This is a genomic window from Comamonas nitrativorans (assembly GCF_042654765.1).
In the GTDB taxonomy this organism is placed as follows: Bacteria; Pseudomonadota; Gammaproteobacteria; order Burkholderiales; family Burkholderiaceae_C; genus Comamonas; species Comamonas nitrativorans.
Genome location: NZ_JBHSEW010000001.1, coordinates 94,141 through 113,587, shown reverse-complemented (window position 1 = coordinate 113,587; position 19,447 = coordinate 94,141). Strand labels below are relative to the sequence as shown.

General features: G+C 65.2%; 16 protein-coding genes. 9 read left to right on the top strand and 7 right to left on the bottom strand.

Annotated elements, in window-relative coordinates; all coding sequences use genetic code 11:
• Window position 1 precedes the first annotated feature (1 nt).
• The 7 genes from pstC (at window position 2) to ppk1 (ending at window position 7,805) form a co-directional block, all read left to right on the top strand.
• Window positions 2–937: a phosphate ABC transporter permease subunit PstC gene (gene pstC / locus ACFO3A_RS00505; protein WP_377722985.1), complete on the top strand. Its 936-nt coding sequence runs from the start codon at window positions 2–4 to the stop codon at window positions 935–937.
• Entirely contained in the window at window positions 934–1,788 is an 855-nt protein-coding gene (pstA, locus tag ACFO3A_RS00500) for a phosphate ABC transporter permease PstA (protein WP_377722983.1), read from the top strand. Before pstC ends, pstA begins: the two co-directional genes overlap by 4 nt.
• 24 nt (window positions 1,789–1,812) lie before the next feature.
• Entirely contained in the window at window positions 1,813–2,604 is a 792-nt protein-coding gene (gene pstB, locus ACFO3A_RS00495) for a phosphate ABC transporter ATP-binding protein PstB (RefSeq protein ID WP_377723695.1), read from the top strand.
• Between the two features lie 13 nt (window positions 2,605–2,617).
• Entirely contained in the window at window positions 2,618–3,334 is a 717-nt protein-coding gene (gene phoU, locus ACFO3A_RS00490; protein ID WP_377722982.1) for a phosphate signaling complex protein PhoU, read from the top strand.
• The gene (gene phoB / locus ACFO3A_RS00485; RefSeq protein WP_377722980.1) at window positions 3,331–4,026 is read left to right on the top strand and encodes a phosphate regulon transcriptional regulator PhoB; all 696 of its coding nucleotides are present in this window, start codon (window positions 3,331–3,333) and stop codon (window positions 4,024–4,026) included. The genes phoU and phoB overlap by 4 nt, the downstream gene beginning before the upstream one ends.
• Window positions 4,023–5,363 carry a phosphate regulon sensor histidine kinase PhoR gene (phoR, locus tag ACFO3A_RS00480; protein WP_377722978.1) on the top strand — a complete coding sequence of 447 codons (1,341 nt, stop codon included), beginning with the start codon at window positions 4,023–4,025 and terminating at the stop codon, window positions 5,361–5,363. The genes phoB and phoR overlap by 4 nt, the downstream gene beginning before the upstream one ends.
• A gap of 183 nt (window positions 5,364–5,546) precedes the next feature.
• Complete coding sequence (ppk1, locus tag ACFO3A_RS00475) at window positions 5,547–7,805, top strand: polyphosphate kinase 1 (protein ID WP_377722977.1); 2,259 nt, start codon at window positions 5,547–5,549, stop codon at window positions 7,803–7,805.
• Between the two features lie 127 nt (window positions 7,806–7,932).
• On the opposite strand, the gene ACFO3A_RS00470 is transcribed toward ppk1, so the two are convergent.
• The 7 genes from ACFO3A_RS00470 to trxA form a co-directional block, all read right to left on the bottom strand.
• Window positions 7,933–9,435 (bottom strand): Ppx/GppA phosphatase family protein, encoded by a 1,503-nt coding sequence (locus ACFO3A_RS00470; RefSeq protein WP_377722975.1) that lies wholly within the window; start codon window positions 9,433–9,435, stop codon window positions 7,933–7,935.
• Between the two features lie 110 nt (window positions 9,436–9,545).
• The gene (locus ACFO3A_RS00465; protein ID WP_377722973.1) at window positions 9,546–10,925 is read right to left on the bottom strand and encodes an MATE family efflux transporter; all 1,380 of its coding nucleotides are present in this window, start codon (window positions 10,923–10,925) and stop codon (window positions 9,546–9,548) included.
• Between the two features lie 15 nt (window positions 10,926–10,940).
• On the bottom strand, window positions 10,941–12,626 hold the full coding sequence (locus ACFO3A_RS00460) for a hypothetical protein (RefSeq protein WP_377722972.1): 1,686 nt from the start codon (window positions 12,624–12,626) through the stop codon (window positions 10,941–10,943).
• A 170-nt stretch (window positions 12,627–12,796) separates the two neighbouring features.
• Window positions 12,797–13,042: a type B 50S ribosomal protein L31 gene (locus ACFO3A_RS00455; RefSeq protein WP_054257309.1), complete on the bottom strand. Its 246-nt coding sequence runs from the start codon at window positions 13,040–13,042 to the stop codon at window positions 12,797–12,799.
• A 142-nt stretch (window positions 13,043–13,184) separates the two neighbouring features.
• The gene (locus tag ACFO3A_RS00450; protein WP_377722971.1) at window positions 13,185–14,495 is read right to left on the bottom strand and encodes an EAL and HDOD domain-containing protein; all 1,311 of its coding nucleotides are present in this window, start codon (window positions 14,493–14,495) and stop codon (window positions 13,185–13,187) included.
• Between the two features lie 245 nt (window positions 14,496–14,740).
• The gene (gene rho / locus ACFO3A_RS00445; protein ID WP_377722970.1) at window positions 14,741–16,003 is read right to left on the bottom strand and encodes a transcription termination factor Rho; all 1,263 of its coding nucleotides are present in this window, start codon (window positions 16,001–16,003) and stop codon (window positions 14,741–14,743) included.
• A gap of 247 nt (window positions 16,004–16,250) precedes the next feature.
• A complete protein-coding gene (gene trxA / locus ACFO3A_RS00440) occupies window positions 16,251–16,583 on the bottom strand; it encodes a thioredoxin TrxA (protein WP_377722969.1) in 333 nt (110 codons plus the stop codon).
• Window positions 16,584–16,788: 205 nt separating this feature from the next.
• Between trxA and ACFO3A_RS00435 the strand changes: the two genes are divergently transcribed.
• Entirely contained in the window at window positions 16,789–18,117 is a 1,329-nt protein-coding gene (locus tag ACFO3A_RS00435; protein ID WP_377722968.1) for a TIGR03862 family flavoprotein, read from the top strand.
• Between the two features lie 110 nt (window positions 18,118–18,227).
• On the top strand, window positions 18,228–19,442 hold the full coding sequence (tadA, locus tag ACFO3A_RS00430; protein ID WP_377722967.1) for a tRNA adenosine(34) deaminase TadA: 1,215 nt from the start codon (window positions 18,228–18,230) through the stop codon (window positions 19,440–19,442).
• The last annotated feature ends 5 nt before the right edge of the window (window positions 19,443–19,447 follow it).

Genomic DNA, 19,447 nt, shown 5'->3' with positions numbered 1-19,447 from the left:
CATGAGTAACACCTGGGGCGACCGTGCCTTCAGCGCCCTGGCGCGGGGGGCGGCGCTGCTTACCTTGGGCCTGCTGCTGGCCATCTTGCTGACCTTGCTGGTGGGGGCCTGGCCTGCCATCCGCGAATATGGCCTGGCATTTCTGGTCCGCAGCGTCTGGGACCCCGTGCAGGACGATTACGGCGGCCTGGTGATGATTTACGGCACCCTGGCCACCTCGGCCCTGGCGCTGCTCATTGCCGTGCCGGTGAGTTTCGGCATCGCCTTGTTCCTGACCGAACTGTCGCCCGCCTGGCTCAAACGCCCGCTGGGGACGGCGGTGGAACTGCTGGCCGCAGTGCCCTCCATCGTCTACGGCATGTGGGGCTTGATGGTGCTGGGGCCACTGCTGGCGCGGTATGTGCAGCAGCCGTTGCAGGAACTGCTGACCGGCGTGCCGTACCTGGAAGCGCTGGTGTCCGGCCCGCCGGTGGGCATCGGCATTTTTGCGGCGGGGCTGATCCTGGCCATCATGGTGATCCCGTTCATCGCCTCGGTGATGCGCGATGTGTTCGAGGTCACGCCGACCCTGCTGAAAGAATCCGCCTACGGCCTGGGGGCCACCACCTGGGAGGTGGTATGGAAGGTGGTGCTGCCGTACACCAAGACCGGCGTGCTGGGCGGCGTCATGCTGGGCCTGGGCCGCGCCCTGGGCGAGACCATGGCGGTGACCTTTGTGATCGGCAATATGAACCAACTCAACTCTTTGTCGGTGTTCGAAGCGGCCAACAGCATTACCTCGGCCCTGGCCAACGAGTTTGCCGAGGCCGGTGCCGGGCTGCACCAGGCATCGCTCATCTACCTGGGGCTGGTGCTGTTCTTCATTACCTTTGTGGTGCTGGCCTTGTCCAAATTGCTGATGTTGCGTTTGCAGCGCCAGGAAGGGGGGCGGACATGAGCGGCCACCTTCCTCATGCGCAGCAGCGCTATGCGCGGCGCAAGCGCATCAACCAGCTGGCCATCGGCCTGTCGCTGGCGGCCATGCTGTTCGGCGTCTTCTGGCTGGTGTGGATTCTGTGGGAAACCATCCGCCTGGGGCTGGGTGGCCTGAGCCTGGCGCTGTTCACCGACATGACGCCGCCGCCCAACGAGGCGGGGGGGCTGGCGAACGCCATCTTCGGCTCGTTCGTGATGGTGGCGCTGGCCACCCTGGTGGGCACGCCCATCGGGGTGCTGGCCGGGGTGTACCTGGCCGAATATGGCCGCCAGGGCACGCTGGCCAGCACCACGCGGTTCGTGAACGATATTTTGCTGTCGGCCCCTTCCATCGTGATCGGTCTGTTCGTCTACACCGTGGTGGTGGCGCCGATGCGCAGTTTTTCCGGCTGGGCCGGGGTGGTGGCGCTGGCCCTGATCGTGATTCCCGTGGTCATCCGCACGACCGAGAACATGCTCGTCCTGGTGCCCGCCAGCCTGCGCGAAGCGGCTTATGCCCTGGGCACGCCCAAGCACAAGGTCATCGGCTTGGTCACGCTGCGGGCCGCCCGCGCCGGGGTGATGACGGGCGTGCTGCTGGCCGTGGCCCGGATTGCGGGCGAGACGGCGCCCCTGCTGTTCACCGCGCTGAACAACCAGTTCTGGAACGGCGACCTGGGCAAACCCATGGCCAGCCTGCCGGTGACGATCTTCAAATTTGCCATGAGCCCCTATGAAAACTGGCAGCAGCTGGCCTGGGCGGCGGTGTTCCTCATCACCCTGGCGGTGCTGGGCCTGAACATCCTGGCGCGTTGGCTGACCCGCCAGAAATAAAGAAATAGGTATCTGCTTTCTATGATGACTACCCCTGTGACCACCCCCCTGCCAGCGGCCCAGCCGGTCAAGCTGGCCGTGCGGGACTTGAATTTTTATTACGGCAAATTCCATGCGCTGAAAAACATCCACCTGGACATTCCGGAAAAGCAGGTGACGGCCTTCATCGGCCCCTCGGGCTGCGGCAAATCGACCCTGCTGCGCACCTTCAACCGCATGTTCGAGCTGTACCCGGAGCAACGCGCCGAGGGGCAAATTCTGCTCGACGGCCAGAACCTGCTGCAATCCCGGCAGGACGTGGCGCTGATCCGGGCCAAGGTGGGCATGGTGTTCCAGAAGCCGACGCCGTTTCCCATGTCGATCTACGACAACATCGCCTTTGGCGTGAAGCTGTTCGAGAACCTCAGCCCCGCCGAGATGGACGACCGCGTGGAATGGGCGCTGCAAAAGGCGGCGCTGTGGAAAGAGGTCAAGGACAAGCTGGGCCAGAGCGGCGCGGGCCTGTCCGGCGGGCAGCAGCAGCGCCTGTGTATTGCCCGGGGCATCGCCATCAAGCCCGAGGTGCTGCTGCTGGACGAGCCCTGCTCGGCCCTCGACCCCATCTCCACCGCCAAGATCGAGGAGCTGATTGCCGAGCTGAAGGACGACTACACCGTCGTCATCGTCACGCACAACATGCAGCAGGCGGCGCGGTGCAGCGACTACACGGCCTATATGTACCTGGGCGAGTTGATGGAATTTGGCGCGACCGAGCAGATGTTCCTCAAACCCCAGCGTAAAGAGACCGAGGACTACATCACGGGCCGTTTCGGGTAAAGAAAGCATTGCCATGACTGAAAAACATCTCTCCAGCCAGTTCGATGCCGAACTCAACCGCGTCTCTGCCCGCGTCATGGAACTGGGCGGGCTGGTCGAAGCACAGCTGCGCACCGCCGTGCAGGCGCTGACCAGCTTCAGCACCGAGGCCGTCGATCAGGTGGTTGCCACCGAAAAGCGCGTGAATGCGCTGGAGATGGAGATCGACCACGACCTGTCCACCATCATCGCGCGGCGCCAGCCGACGGCGCGGGACCTGCGCCTGCTGATCGCCTTCTCCAAGGCCACGGCCAACCTGGAGCGCATGGGCGACGAGGCGCACAAAATGGCCCGCATGGTGCAGTCGATCATCGACAGCGGCACGGCGCGGGTCTTGCCCTCCGGCGACTTGCGCGTGGCGGCGGAAATGGCCTCCGACCTGCTGCGCAAGACGCTGGACGCCTTTGCGCGGCTGGACACCGGCGCGGCGCTGGCCATCCTGAAAGAGGACGACCGGATCGATGCCGAGTTCGACCGCTTCGTGCGCACCCTCATCACCTACATGATGGAAGACCCGCGCAAGATTTCCGCCAGCCTGGACTTGCTGTTTCTGGCCAAGGCCATCGAACGCATCGGCGACCACAGCAAGAACGTGGCCGAACAGGTGATCTACCTGGTCGAGGGCAAGGACGTGCGCCACCAGAGCGTGGAGCAGATCGTGTCCATCCTGCAAAACCCCGCCCGCCCATGAAGAAGCTGCCCCAGGTACTGATCGTGGAGGACGAGCCTGCGATCGCCGAACTCATCGCCATCAACCTGCGCCACCACGGCTTCACCCCCGTGTGCGCCGAGGACGGCCCCAGCGCCCAGAAGGCGCTGGACGCGTGCGTGCCCGAACTGATCTTGCTGGACTGGATGCTGCCCGGTGGCCGCAGCGGGCTGGAGCTGGCCCGGCACTGGCGCAGCCAGCCGCGCACCAGGCAGGTGCCGATCCTGATGCTGACGGCCCGCAGCGACGAGCCGGACAAGATCGCCGGCCTGGACGCCGGGGCGGACGACTACATCACCAAGCCGTTTTCCATCCAGGAGCTGCTGGCCCGCATCCGCGCCGTGCTGCGCCGCCGCGACCCGCTCAGTGTCGGGCAGGTGCTGCAGGTGGGCGAGTTGCGCATGGATGGCGCCACCCACCAGGTCAGCTACCAGGGCGAGGCGCTCAAGCTCGGGCCGATGGAATTCAAGCTGCTGCGCCATTTCTTGCAGCACCCCGAGCGCGTGCACAGCCGCAGCCAGTTGCTCGACCAGGTCTGGGGCGATGCCGTGTATGTGGAAGAGCGCACCGTCGATGTCCACGTCAAGCGCCTGCGCCAGGCGCTGGGCCAGGCCGGGGCCATGGTGCATACCGTGCGCGGGGCGGGCTACCGCCTGAGCGCCAACCCCGCATGAACGCGCTGTGGCAACGCTGGCTGGCCCTGGTGCTGGCCCAGGCGGCATTGGCCGCCGTGGGCGCCTGGCTGGCCGGGTGGGGCGGGGCCCTGGCCGCCGCCCTGCTGGGCAGTTGGCTGTGGCTGCTGTGGGACAACTGGCAGGCCGGCCAACTGTGGCGCTGGCTGCAAACGGGCCGCCTGGCCGCCGTGCCGCGCCTGCATGGCCTGTGGGGGGGCTTGAGCGCATCGGCCCGGCGCTGGCTGCGGGCCAAGGAGCAAACCGCCCAGACCGCCCGCCAGCGCGTGCAGGGCATGTTGCACGCCTTGCAGGCCAGCCCCAACGGCCTGATTCTGCTGGACGCCCACGGCCAGATCGAATGGTGCAACCGCATGGCCGAAGGCCACTTCGGCCTGCAGGCCGAGCGCGATCTGGGCCAGGCGCTGGGCCATCTGGTGCGCGACCCGGCCTTGCTCACCTACTGGCACGAGGGCGATTTTTCCCAACCCCTGACCCTGGACGGCAGCCAGGGCGCCCGCCTGTCGGTGCAGCTCTACCCTTACGGCGACGGCCAGCACCTGCTGCTGGCGCGGGACGTGACTGCGCTGGAGCAGGCCGAGGCCATGCGCCGCGAGTTCGTCGCCAACGTCTCGCACGAAATCCGCACGCCGCTCACCGTGCTGGTCGGCTTTGTCGAAACCCTGCAAACCCTGGAGCTGGAGGCCGAGCAGCGCCAGCGCTACCTGCACCTCATGGGCCAGCAGGCGCAGCGCATGCACCATCTGGTGCAGGACTTGCTGACCCTCTCGCGCCTGGAAGGCAGTCCCTTGCCGGGCTACGATCAGTCCGTGGGGGTGGCGGCCATCCTGCAACAGTGCGAGGTGGAAGCCCGCGCCCTGTCGGCCCTGTTGTGCCAGCAGGGCCAACAGGGAGAGGCGGCGCACCGGCTGGAATTTCCGGCCCCCGACGCCCCCGGCATGGATGGGGAACTGCTGGGCGTGCAGGTCGAACTGGTCAGCGCCTTCTCCAACCTCATCACCAATGCCTTGCGCTACACCCCCGCAGGCGGGCAGGTGCAGGTGCGCTGGCTGCCCCAGCCCGACGGCAGCGCCCGGCTGCAGGTGCGCGACACCGGCCCCGGCATCGCCCCCGAGCACCTGGCGCGGCTGACCGAACGCTTTTACCGCATCGACCGCAGCCGCTCGCGCGAAACCGGCGGCACCGGCCTGGGGCTGGCCATCGTCAAGCACGCCCTGCAGCGCCACGGGGCGCAACTGCATATCGAAAGCCAACTGGGCCAGGGCAGCACGTTCACCGTGCATTTCCCGGCACGGCGGATTCGCCCCGATCTTTCCTAGACTACAAAAATCATTGCTGTTTCCGATGATGAGTAAATGATTTCAGATATAAAAAACATAGAAATCGTTTATTCATCAGCGGAAACAGCTATTTATTTAGGATTGTCGCGCCCTCGAAAGGTCATACAGTTGTCACACGGCGTCGGCAGACTGGCAGGCTTGTAACCACTGCTGCTGACCTTTATGACGACGCAAACGCTTTCCCTGGACGTTGTTGCTCCTGCTCCCGCAACCGTTACCGCTACCGGTGGGCCCCCTGCGCCAGTGTTCCTGGCGGTGGAGGCCAACGCCATCGTGCTGGCTGGGCCCGACCCGCAGGCCCAAGCGCCTGAAGCCATCCCCCTGGCCACAGCCCTGGCGCACGCCGCCCCCGCGCCGAAAGTGCCCAGCGGGCCGCCGCTGCCGTTGCTGGACCGCGATCTGAGCATCCTGGCCTTCAACGAACGGGTGTTGAGCTGGGCCGAGCGCAAGGACGTGCCCCTGCTCGAACGCCTGCGCTACCTGTGCATCGTCTCGTCCAACCTGGACGAATGGTTCGAGGTGCGCTGTGCCCCGCACGTCTCGGCGGCCAAGGCCGGGGACGAGCGCGGCACGTACACGGCGGCCAGCTTTGCCGCGCTGATGGCGCAGGCGCAGGCGTTGGTGGCACACCAGTACCAGCTTTACAACCAGGCGCTGATTCCGGCCTTCCATGCCCACGGCATCCGCCTGATCTCGCACGGCGAGCGCAACGCCGCCCAGCGCCGCTGGGTTCACGAATACTTTCTGCGCGAGGTGCAGCCCCTGCTGGTGCCGGTGGGCCTCGACCCGTCTCACCCCTTCCCCCAGGTGGCGAACAAGGCGCTGAACTTCATCGTGCGCCTGGATGGCGTGGATGCCTTTGGCCGTGCGAACGAGGTGGCCATCGTCAAGGTGCCGCGTGCGCTGCCGCGCCTGATTGCCCTGCCGCAGAAGATTGCGGGCAAGGAGCGGCTGTTCGTCAGCATCTCCAGCATCGTGCGGGCGCATTTGGCCGAATTGTTTCCGGGCCGCGAGGTGGCCGAGTTCTCGCAGTTTCGCGTGACGCGCAACTCCGATCTGGCAGTGGATGAGGAGGACGTCATCAACCTGCGTACCGCCCTGCGCCAGGGGCTGCACCATCGCCACTACGGGCAGGCGGTGCGGCTGGAGGTGTCGGCTTCCTGCTCGCCCGTGCTGGCCAGTTTGCTGCTGGAACAGCACGGGCTGCCGCCGCAGGCGCTGTTCCGCGTCAAGGGGCCGGTCAATCTGGTGCGCCAGATGCAGCTGGTGAGCCTGGTGGATGACCCGGCCCTGCTGTTTTCCCCCTGGAAGCCGGCCTGGCCCCGGCAACTGGTGGCGGGGCGCTCGGTCATGGCGCAGATGCGCAAGGGCGACGTGCTGATCCACCAGCCCTTCGAGGACTTCGACGCCGTGCTGGAGCTGCTGCGCGAGGCGGTGAACGACCCGCAGGTGCTGGCCATCAAGCAGACCATCTACCGCACCGGTGCCGACTCGGAAATCATGCGCCTGCTGGCCGAGGCCGTCAGCCGGGGCAAGGAAGTGCTGGCCGTGCTGGAGCTGAAGGCCCGCTTCGACGAAGAGGCCAACATCAACTGGGCCGAACAGCTCGAATCGCTGGGCGTGCAGGTCGTCTACGGCGTGGTCGGCCTGAAAACCCACGCCAAGATGCTGCTCATCACCCGCCGCGACAAGCGCACCGGGCAACTGCAGCGCTACGGCCACCTGTCCACCGGCAACTACAACGCCCGCAGCGCCCGGCTCTACACCGACCTGAGCCACCTGACTTGCGATGCCGCCATGACCGAGGACATGGACGCGGTGTTCCGCCACCTCTCCAGCCACAACCGCCTGCCGACGCTCCAGCACCTGGTGATGGCCCCCTTCCACCTGCACAGCCAGATGCTGGAGCGCATCGGCCAGGCCGCCAGCGCAGCCGCCAAGGGCAAGGATGCCCGCATCGTGCTGAAGATGAACGCGCTGACCGACGAGGCGCTGATCGCCGCCCTGGTCGAGGCCGGCCGCCAGGGCGTGCAGATCGACCTGATCGTGCGCGGCGCCTGCATGCTGCCCGCGCAGGTGCCGGGCAGGACGCAGAACATCCGCGTGCGCTCCGTCATCGGACGCTTTCTGGAGCATTCGCGAGTCTTTTACTTCGCCTGGGGGACGCACGAAGTGCTGTACCTGTCCAGCGCCGACTGGATGAGCCGCAACATGCTGCGCCGCGTAGAACTGGCCTGGCCGGTACACAACCGCGTGCTGCGCCAGCGCATCGTCGACGAATGCCTGGCCGCCTACCTGCACGATGACCGCGATGCCTGGACGCTGGGCAGCGACGGGGTTTATGCGCGTCCCATGCGGCCCGGGGAGGGGCTGGGGGCGCAGCGGCAGTTGATGGGGAATTACGGTGGAGGGAAGGGGTGAGTGGTGTTTTTCACTGTGTTTTTGTCGGTTTTTTGAGTTTTAAAAACAATAAAAAAACGCCTTTGCAGGGCAACCCGCAAGCACAACAAGAACACCGTTGCAACAGCCGTCACCCCCAAAACAACCATCACAAGCCGTAAGCCATATCCACCACTACCCCCCACGGCGTCTTCCCCCAGGCCTGCCCCTCCAGCGCCAGCAAACGGGCCGATTGCGGATAGGCGCTGGCCCAGCCGTCAGGGGCGTGCAGCCGGCAGTCCGTGCCGTTGCGGGTCAGGGTGATGCCGGTCAGTTGCGGGTCGCGCCGGGCGTGGCAGAGCTGGATGGCCAGGCGCAGCGCCAGCAGCGGCAGGGCCAGGGCAGGGTCGGCAATGGCATCGCCCAGCTTGCGCAGCTTGCCCTGGTGGCCCAGCACCAGCTGGCCGATGCGCTGGCGCAGGCCGTCGTCCCAGGTGGCGTGGGCGCAGTGCCGCAGGATGTAGGCGCCGTGGTGGTGGTAGTCGTTCAAGGCCACGCGCATACCCACCTCATGCAGCAGGGCGGCGATGCGCAGGGCCTGGGTGGTGATGGCAGCGTCTGCCGCATCTGCCTCGGCGGGACGCAGGCTGTTCCACAGGGTGGTGGCGACGCGGCAGACGCGCTCGGCCTGGGCCGTGTCCACGCCAAAATCCTGTTGCAGGGCGAGGATTTCGGCAGCCTCCTTGTCGGCGGGCGGTTCGTGTTCCAGCAGGTCGTGCAGCACGCCCTGGCGCAGTGCGCCCTGGGCCACTTCCAGCTCGGCAATGTCCAGCAGTTCCACCACGGCCAGCATGACGCTGATGCCCCCGGCCAGCACCGGGCGGCGCTCTTCCTTGAGTGCCGGCAGGCGCAACTGGTCGATATGGCCCGCCTGCAGCAGCAGTGCTTGCAGGTGGCGCAGCTTCTGCGGGGTGATGACGCGGCCGTCCAGCCCCAGGGCGGTGAGGATTTCGTCAATCGCATGGGCCGTGCCGGACGAGGCGTAGGCGCAATCCCACGCCGTGCCCGGGTAGGCCGTGCAGGCCGCAGCCAGCGTGCTTTGCGCGGCGGCGATGGCGGCGGCAAAGCTTGCCTTGTCCAGTACGCCATCGGCAAAGAAATGGCTGCTCCACGACACGCTGCCCAGCGCGAACGAGGCGCATTGCAGCGCCTGGCTGTGCTGGCCAAGGGTGATTTCGGTCGAGCGCCCGCCAATGTCGATGACCAGCCGGCGCTGCTGGCTGGGCGCCAGGGCGCTGGCCACGCCCCGGTAGATCAGGCGGGCTTCTTCCTCGCCCGGGATGATGGCGATGGGAAAGCCCAGCAGCTCGCTGCCGCGCTCGATGAACTCCGCACGGTTGCGTGCCTCGCGCAAGGTTTGCGTGGCCACGGCGCAGACCTGGGCCGGGGCGAAGCCGGTCAGCCGTTCGCCGAACCGCGCCAGGCAGGCCCAGCCGCGCTCCATCGCCTCGCGCGTCAGCGCGTGCTGGGCGTTCAGGCCGCCGCCCAGGCGTACCGTTTCCTTGAGGTATTCGACGCGCTCGATGCGCTGGTGCGAGCCGATGCGGCCAATTTCCAGCCGGAAGCTGTTCGAGCCAAGGTCTACGGCAGCAAGCAGGGATTCGGGGGCCATGGGGTGTTTATCCTTTTTTTAGAATGCAGGGGGCGTTTGCGGGCCAACCGTGCAGTCTGAAAAGACTGTGTGACAACGGCGTGACAGCCCCGCGATGTTGAGGCATACCCTCATGCCGCAGCGGGCGTGCCGCCGTCCGTCCGGATGTCCCGGCGCTGGGCAGCAAACACCCGCCGAACGATGACAACAAAGATAATAGCTACCACCGCTAGCGATACGGATGTTGCAACCCAGAAAGGTGTTGGAATCGTTTGCCAATCAGCGGAAGTAGCTCTGTTTTTATACGCCAGCCAATACCCGCCGCCCAGGCCCGCACCCCACAGCAAGGTGCAGTAGACCAGCAGCGGCGCCAGCGTCACGCGCCAGCTGCGCAGCAAAAAGATGCAGACGCACTGCACGTTGTCCGCCGCCTGGTACAGCGCCACCCACAGCAGCAGCGAGGCCGTGAGGGCGATGACGGCGGCATCGCCCGTATAGACCTGGGGCAGCCAGTGGCGCGTGAGCAGCATCGCGCCGCACAGCAGGGCGCCGCAGGCCAGGGCCAGGCGCACACCCAGCCAGGCGACCTGCTGGGCGCGTAGCTCCTGCCCCTGCCCGCGCCACCAGCTGGCGCGGGCGCTGACGGCAATGCCCAGCGACAGCGGCAGCATGTAGCAGATGGCCGCCAGGTTGGCAGCGATCTGGTGGCTGGCGGCCGACAGCGTGCCCTGGCGGGCGACGAACAGGGCCACCAGGGTGAACGAGGTCACCTCCACCCCGATCGCCAGCCCCGCCGGAACGCCCAGGCGCAGAAAGTCCCGCAGGCGTTGCCAGTCGGGCGCTTCCAGGCGTTGCCACAGGCGCAGCGGGCGGTAAAACCCCTGAGTGCGCATCAGCACCAGGGCGGCGATGGCGATGGCGTAATCGACCAGCAGCGTGGCCCAGGCACAGCCCGCAGCCCCTTGCGGCGCGATGCCCCAGCCGCCAAAGGTGAACCAGACCGACAGCGGCACCTTCAGCACCAGGGCGCCTACCTGAATCCAGGTGACGAGCTGCGGGCGGCCCAGCGCCTGGTTCAGCGTGGTGTAGAGGCGAAAGAACAGCGCCGAAGGCAGCGCCCAGCCGACGATGATGAGGTAGTGCCGCACGCTTTCCTGCATGGCGGCGGGCACTTCGGTCAGGCGCAGCAGCGGATCGGGGAACAGCAGCACCGCCATGCCCAAGACGCTGGCGGCGGCGGCCAGGTACAGCGACTGGCGAAACGACTGCCCGATGGCCGCCGTCTCGCCGCGCCCGTGCTGTTCGGCCCAGACGGGCAGCAGCGCCTGCAACACGCCCATGAGCGAGACGTAAACGCTCACGAACACGGCAGACGCAACGGACAGAGCGGCCAGCGCATCGGCAGAAAAGCGCCCGGCGACGATGGTGTCGGTCACACCAAAGGCCATCACGGCCAGCTGGCCCGCCAGCACGGTCACGGCATGGCGGGCAATAACGGAAATATCGGACATAGAAAAAAAGGGAGGTCAGGGATTGCGCCGTTGCAGCACCAGCCACTGGTCGTCCCGGTTGGTCGGGCGCAGCACGTTGCGCACCGGCAGCCACTGCGCCGCGTAGGCGTTGCTGTTGGCCTGCCATTCGGTGTGGCTGGCCGTAATCAGCCAGGCGCACTGGGGTGCAGGGCTGCTGGTGGGCACGATGTTCCAGTCGGTGTGCCAGCGCAAGGCGCCCACCTGGGCCATGCTCAGGCCCCAGGTTTGCACGCAACCGGGCTGGGCTGGCAGGGTGGTTTGCAGGCGGGTAATTTGCGGGGCGTAGCTGCGGCCATAGTCCAGCATGGGCAGCCACAGCGTCATCAGCAGCACCCAGCCCAGCACCGTTCCGCCAGCGGGCAGGGCCAGGCTTTTCCAGATCGCCGCCCGGTGGCGGCGGGTGCGCCAGGCCACCAGCAGCAGCCAGGCCGCGCTGGCCGCCAGGGCAATGCCAAAGGGCAGGGCTTCGAATGGCGGCAAATAGCCGTCGGACAGGCGGGCCACGTTCGCCGCAGGCTTGGCCGGAAAGCCGGTCTGCACCGAGAGCCAGACGATCCAGATCGTCAAGGCACAGACGGTGAAGAAAATCAGCGTCAGCCAGTCGATCAGGGCGCCCAGGCTACGGCGCAGCGTCGGCAGGGCGAAAGCGGCCAGTGCCGCGATGGCCGGCAGGGTCAGCAGCAGCGAGGCATCGCGCTCGGTATTGAGCAGCATTGCCAGCAGGGTGATCGACCACAACCCCAGGGGAATGCTCAGGTGCAGCTGCCGCCACGGCTGGGCCAGTTGGCGGCGCCAGCGCCACAGCGTCCACAGCGCCAGCGGCCAGGCGGGCCAGCTGAACCAGGTCAGGAGCCGTGCCATGCTGGCCCAGTCGCGCTGGGGCGGCGGTGCCCAGTGCCACAGTTGCAGGGCTGCGGCCAGCCCGGCGGTGCAGAACAAGGCCAGCGTCCACCATGCCAGCCAGCTATAACGGTGCGTCAGCCTAGGGGTTCTGGCCAGACAGAGCAAGGCGATCGTCAGCCCCGCCAGAACCACGGCCAGCGCCGGTGCTCCGGCCAGTCCGAGGGCAACCGGCCCCAGAAAAGCAGCCACAGCGGCGCGGCGCGGTTGCCACCACAGGTTGCTGGCCGCGTAGAACACGGCGCAGGTGGCGCTCAACTGCACCAGGGTGTGGGTTGTCTCGTGCCCCATCTGGGTCAACCCCAGGCAAGCCAGCAGGGCCAGCACCGCACCATCGGCCAGGGCACAGGCGTAATCACGCGGATGCGCTTCGCCGCCGAAGGCAAAGCTCACCGGCTGGGCGCCGGGCATCCGTGCCAGGCCATGCACCGCCCCCCAGGTGCAGGTCAGTGCCAGGGCCAGCAACGCCATGAAGGGCAGGCGCACCACCCAGTCGCTGCTCCAGTCGGCAGGTAGCAACTGGATGGCCCAGGCGCCCAGCCAGTACTGCAACAGCCCCGGCTCGGTGGGCGACAACGGCCCGATCTGAGGGTGCAGCCAACTGGTCTGCCCCAGGGCCAGGGCCCGCATCAGGCTAAAGGCCTGCATGTCCGCCTCGCGCCAGGGGCTGCGACCAATGAAACCTGCCAGCACATAAACACTGCACAGCAGCAGCATGATGCTGCGTGGCAGGCGCCGCACGGCGCTTTGGGCAACGATGGCAGGGGTGGGCAGTAGCATGGCAGGTGGGCGGTGTCAGGCAGAAGGGCGAAAAAAGCAGCGCCCGGGGACGCAGGCGTGGCAGCGTAGCGCAGGCGGCAGCTTCATCAATATGCACCAAAGAAAAAGGCAGCCAGGATACCCGGCTGCCTTGTTCGCGGTGCTTGCGCGGAAAAACCGTGGGGCAGAAATTACTTCTTGCCGAAACGGTTGCGGAAGCGCTCCACGCGGCCACCCATGTTGTCCACGGATTTTTGCGTGCCGGTGTAGAAGGGGTGCGATTCCGAAGAGGTATCCAGCTTGAACAGGGGGTACTCTTTACCTTCGAAGGTTTCGGTTTCCTTGGTGTTCACGCACGAACGGGTCACGAATTTGAAACCGTTGGACAGGTCCACGAACAAAACTTCGCGGTAATTGGGGTGGATGCCTTCTTTCATGATCTTCCTTTAGCCAAGTGCGGTAGCCGCCCCGGGCGCCCGGCAACCGCTGCCAGACTCAAAAACCCAAGATACTTGCCGCATAGAAAAGCCCTCGATTATATGAAGAAAACTCAAATTCCTGCTTTATATGTGGAAGGCATCAAGCCTCGTGCAGGGCCATCGTGGCGTGCGCCTTGCTCAGGGCTTCGATGCTGCGTTCCAGAATCTGCAGCGCATTGACTTCGCAGGCCGCAGCCAGCTGGGTGATGTTTTCTGCATGGTGCCGGTTTTCGGCCTTGGCCAGCTCCAGCGGGGCCAGGTATTCGCTGGGCTGGCCCAACAGGGCCTGGTGCAGCGCCGGTGGCAACTGGGTTTGTTCGAGCAGCTCGGGCAGCGGTGCGCCCATGAGGAGGTCGAGCATGGAAAACAGTCCCAGGATGAAGAGCGCATCCTTGTCCTCGGGGACCTTGCCCAGCCCTGCCAGACTTTCCAGAAAGAAGGCACGGGTCAGGGCTTGTTCCGTCAGCAGACGTTCGCGGAAGGTGGACTGCTTGATGTCGAACAGCAGGAGCGAGAGCCAGCGGTAGCAGCGTTCGCGCCCCAGGATGAGCAGCGCCTTGTCGATGGTCAGAATCGGGGTTTGCAGGCCAATGGCCGGGGAGTTGAGGTAGCGCAGCAGCTTGAACGTCATTATCGGATCGGCGGTGATTTGCTCGGCAATCGCTTTCAATTCTTCGTCGGTGCGCAGCAAATTGAGCAATTTCACGGCTAGCATGCGGTTGATGTCGCTTTTCGGGGGATGCCAGTTTTCCCGGCTGGTCACGAAATTGCCCGTGAAAAAATCGAAACCACGTTCGAAGCAGAGATTGAATTCATCAAAACTGTCCAGCTCGTTGGCCAGTAAATGCAATTTGCCTTGTTGCAGGGTGCGTTTGCTGGAGAGGGCTTTGCGCAGGTTGTCGATTTCCCGGCCATCGAAACCGGCGGTTTCCAATTGGATGTAATTGGCCTGTACCGCCAGGGGGGCCAGGGTGCCGTGGTGCATGGCGAGGTCTTTTTTGCCGATGACCCAGCCGTAGGCGAAACCGGCTTTGTCCAGCGCCTTGAGCTGCGGAATGATTTTTGCGGGGTCGAGGGGCGTGTTGCCCGGACGCAGCATCAGGACGGTGTTCTTGGGCGGCAGGCGCAGAATCAGCGGGTTGAGCAGCGAGGCCGGGGTTAAATTGACAAATGCCAGCCGGTGCTCCAGCAGACTGGCAATGCCCAGCGAAGACAGGCTGCGCAGCAGGGCATCGTCATATGCGCGATGCAGCATGCCTTCACGTCCTTGCAGGCGCAAGCGCAAGGCTTCTTGCAGATCGAAGATATAGCCGGCAATGCGCTCCTTGCGATCCAGCACCGGCTCGCGGCAGACAAAGGACACCGTGGGCGAGATGGTTTCCTGAATTACCGAATCGTGGGCTTGCGACACTGCGGTTTTTTTGCCGACCGCTTTGTCCCCGTTTTTCAGGGGTGCTATTTGATTGAGCGTGGCAAACCGCTTTTGCGTTTTTGCGGTAGGGGCTGGGGTTTTTGAGCCCCCCAGCAGGCGACGAAAAAAATCAAGCATTTTGAGGTGTTTGTTGGTGGATGAACCGTGCCTTCAACGCCGCGCGATGCTTGATTCTATGAAGCGCTGCCGCGCTTTAGTCAAGTTAAATGGTACTTGACGTTTTTTTACCCTCCACGGCGCATGGCCTCGAAGAATTCGGAGTTGTTCTTGGTCTCTTTCATCTTCTTGATCATCAGTTCCATGGACTCGATCTCGTCCATGTTGTACATGAACTGGCGCAGGATGCGGGTCTTTTGCAGGATTTCCGGAGCCAGCAGCAATTCCTCGCGGCGCGTGCCGCTCTTGGACAGTTCGATGGCCGGGAATACGCGCTTTTCGTACAGACGGCGGCTCAGGTGGATTTCGCTGTTGCCCGTGCCCTTGAATTCTTCAAAGATCACCTCGTCCATGCGGCTGCCGGTATCGACCAGGGCGGTGGCGATGATGGTCAGGCTGCCGCCTTCTTCCACATTGCGGGCCGCGCCGAAAAAGCGCTTGGGTCGGTGCAGGGCGTTGGAATCGACACCGCCGGACAGCACCTTGCCGGAGCTGGGTACCACGTTGTTGTAGGCGCGGGCCAGGCGGGTGATGGAGTCCAGCAGGATCACCACGTCCTTTTTCAGTTCCACCAGGCGTTTGGCACGTTCGATGACCATTTCCGCTACGTGAACGTGGCGTGTGGCCGGTTCGTCGAAGGTGGAGGCGATGATGTCGCCGCGTACCGAGCGCTGCATTTCCGTCACTTCCTCGGGACGCTCATCGACCAGCAGCACGATCAGATGTACGTCCGGGTTGTTGGCGGTAATGGCGTGGGCGATGTGCTGCATCATCACCGTCTTGCCGCTCTTGGGCGGGGCAACGATCAGCGCCCGCTGGCCACGGCCGATGGGGGCGATGATGTCGATGATGCGGCCGGTGATGTTTTCCTCGGCCTTGATGTCGCGCTCCAGGCGCATCTGGTTTTTCGGGAACAGCGGGGTCAGGTTCTCGAACAGCACCTTGTGCTTGTTCTGCTCGGGCGGGTTGCCATTGACCTTGTCCAGCTTGGTCAGGGCAAAGTAGCGCTCGCCGTCCTTGGGAATGCGCACTTCGCCTTCGATCATGTCGCCGGTGTGCAGGCTGAAGCGGCGCACCTGGCTGGGGCTGATGTAGATGTCGTCGGTGCTGGCGGTGTAGCTGGTGTCCGGGCTGCGCAGGAAGCCGAAGCCGTCGGGCAGGATTTCCAGCACGCCGTCGGCAAACACCTGTTCGCCGGCTTTGGCCCGTTTTTTGATGATCGCAAACATCAGCTCCTGCTTGCGCATACGGCCAATGTTTTCAATACCCAGTTCTTCGGCCTGTTGGGCCACTTCAGACACATGCAGTGCCTTGAGTTCATTCAAGTGCATGAAACATACTCCTTGGGCGGAGTGCAAAAGGTTCAGAGGGGGATGGGGCGCGAGGCCCTTGGATATTCGTCAGGGATGCCAGCCATCGCGTCGGGTTCTGGAGGCTGGTGATGCAGCGGTGGGTCTGGCTGCAGATAAAGGGCGATTATGACAGGAAATAAACCGGCCCATCCAGCATTTTTGCCAGATGGGCCGTGAAGCGGATTTTATATCCTTGCCTTGAAGCCGGTGGCTTGTGCCCTGCGGGTTATGCCAGTTGCTGGTCGATAAAAGCCGTGAGCTGGGCTTTGGACAGGGCGCCGACCTTGGTGGCGGCCAGTTCGCCGTTTTTGAACAGCATCAGCGTGGGAATGCCGCGAATGCCGAATTTGGCCGGGACGGCGCGGTTTTCATCGACGTTCATTTTGGCGACCGTGAGCTTGCCGGCGTAGGTGGTGGCCACTTCGTCCAAAATGGGCGCAATCATCTTGCAGGGGCCGCACCATTCGGCCCAGAAATCCAGCAAAACCGTGCTGCCGGACTGAAGCACGTCGGCTTCAAAGCTGGCGTCGGTGATGTGCTTGATGAGGTCGCTTGCCATGAATTTCATCCTTTGCTGAACTGGCCAAACCCGGTCAGGCCGGGCAAGAAAATAACTGGCTTCATTGTGACAGAAATCAATGCCTGGGCCGGGTTTGAAAGGCGAAGCCCGGTATCGCTGCTGGCGGGCGGTAAATGCAATGCACCTGCTGGGGCTTGTCCCTGACGCTATGCTGCGCCCCCTTTGCTTGCCGTCAGATCCATTTATGTCCAGCCCCGTCGTTCTGCCCCCCTTGTCGTGTGACGTTGCCATTGTCGGGGCCGGCCCTGCGGGGCTGATGGCGGCGCAGCGTTTGGCCGAGCAGGGGCGGCAAGTGCTGGTGCTGGATGGCAAGGCCACGGTCGGCCGCAAGTTTTTGCTGGCCGGCAAAGGGGGCATGAATCTGACCCATTCCGAAGACTTTGCCCCTTTTGTGGAGCGCTATGGGCAGGCCAGTGCCTGGCTTGCGCCCTTGCTGGAGGACTTTGGCGCTACGGCACTGCGGGCCTGGGCGCGGGATTTGGGGGTGGAGACGTTTGTCGGCACCTCCGGACGGGTTTTTCCGACGGACATGAAGGCCGCTCCCCTGCTGCGGGCCTGGCTGGCCCGGCTGCGCAGCCTGGGCGTGCGCTTTGCCATGCGCCACTGCTGGCAGGGGTGGAATGCCGCAGGGCAGCCCTGCTTTGCCAGCGCACAGGGGCTGCAACCGGTGCAGGCCCGGGCGCTGATCCTGGCGCTGGGCGGGGGTAGTTGGCCGCAATTGGGTTCCGATGGTGCCTGGCAGCCGCTGTTGGCGCAGCGTGGCGTGGCGCTGCGGCCCTTGCTGCCGGCCAACTGCGGTTTCGATGTTCTGGGCCGTACCGGGCAAGGCTGGACGGCGCATTTTGCCGAGCGTTTTGCCGGTGCCCCGCTGAAGAATGTCGCCATCACCCTGGCCGATGGTGCCGCTGCAACGTGGCAGCGCCAGGGCGAGTGTGTCGTGACGGCCACCGGGGTCGAAGGCAGTCTGGTGTACGCGGTCGGCGCCCGGCTGCGGGATGCGCTGGCAGAGAACGGCGCGGCAAAATTTTCCCTCAACCTGTTGCCTGGCTGGAGTGCGGAGAAAGTCCGCGCAGCCGTGCTGCATCCGCGTGGTTCGCGCAGCCTGAGCAGCCACCTCAAAGGGCGCCTGGGGCTGGAGGGCGTGAAGCTGGCCCTGCTGTACGAACTGCTGACCAAAGCGCAGATGGACGACGGCCCGGCATTGGCTGAGGCCATTCAGGCCCTGCCCATCGCCCTGAAGGCCCCGCGCCCGCTGGCCGAAGCCATCAGCAGCGCTGGTGGCGTGCTGCGCGAGGCGCTGGACGATGGCCTGATGCTGCATGCCATGCCCGGCGTGTTCTGTGCGGGTGAAATGCTGGATTGGGAGGCGCCCACGGGCGGCTATTTGCTGACCGCCTGTTTTGCCACCGGGGTGCGGGCGGCCCAGGGCGTGGAGGCTTATCAAGCAGAAATCAGCCCTGCCCGGCGGCGTGCCGCATCTGATGCTGGCGCCGGGGTTGATCCATCTGGATGACGAGGCGCAGTAACAACGGCCAGGAACAACGGCAAGTAACGTTTCACAGGGGCGGCCTGGGTCGCTCCTGTCCGGGTGGTTGCTGCGGGGCGGCGGATAATTCGCCGCCTATGTCCACCCCTGTTTTGCCCCCCGCTGCATCTGTTGCCGCCTCTGCTGTGCCAGCCGATACCGATCTGCATTGGATGCGCCACGCCCTGCGCCTGGCCCGGCAGGCGGCAGCGGCGGGCGAGGTGCCCGTCGGGGCCGTGGTGGTCAAGGACGGGCAGGTGCTGGGCGAGGGCTGCAACGCCCCGATCGGCCAGCACGACCCCACTGCCCATGCCGAGGTGCAGGCGCTGCGCCAGGCGGCCCGGCGGCTGGGCAATTACCGGCTGGAGGGCTGCACCCTGTACGTGACGCTGGAGCCGTGCGCCATGTGCAGCGGGGCGTTGCTGCACGCCCGCGTGGCCCGTGTGGTGTACGGGGCGCGGGAGCCGAAAACCGGCGCCGCCGGGTCGGTGCTGGACGTGTTTGCGCTGCCGCAGCTCAACGCCCATACCGCCATCGTCGGCGGTGTGCTGGAGGCTGAATGCGCCGCCGTGCTGGCCGATTTTTTCCAGGCCCGGCGCGTGCAGCAGCGCCAGCAGGCCCAGCCGCTGCGCCAGGATGCGCTGCGCACGCCCGAACGCTGCTTTGCCGATTGGAATGACTGGCAGGATGGGCCGGATGAGCGATGGGCCGCCCGGTATGTGGCCGACTTGCCCAGCCTGGGCGGGCTGCGCCTGCACTATCAGGACGAAGGCCCGCGCGATGCTCCGGCCTGGCTGCTGTTGCACGACGGGGTGGGCAGCAGCTACGGCCTGCGTTATCTGGGGGCGGCTTTGCTGGCTGCCGGGCAGCGGGTGGTGGCGCTGGACTGGATCGGCTTCGGGCGCAGCGACAAGCCCAAGAAAATGCCGTGGCATACGCCGCAGAAGCACATGCAGGTCGTGCGCGAGCTGCTGCATTTTTTGCAAATCTCGCATTGCCATTGGGTGGCGCAGGAAGGGTGCATGGCCGTGCTGTCATCCCCGGACAGCGGTGTTGGGGAGGGTGTTTGGAACGGTGTTCTGGACTGGTGCCTGCAAGGGCCGGCGCCGCTGGGCAACACGGCCCTGGATGCGCCGTTTCCCGATGCCGGGCACCGCGCCGGCCCCCGGGCCTGGGCGCAGTGGCCTGTGCGGACGGCCACGGTTCGCTGGCACAGCGCGGTGCCGCACGATGCCGCCACTGCGCAGGCGCAGGTCAGGGCGGCTATGGAATACTTGGGCGCTGAAAAATCTTCGCCGCCGCATGGCGCCTGAACACC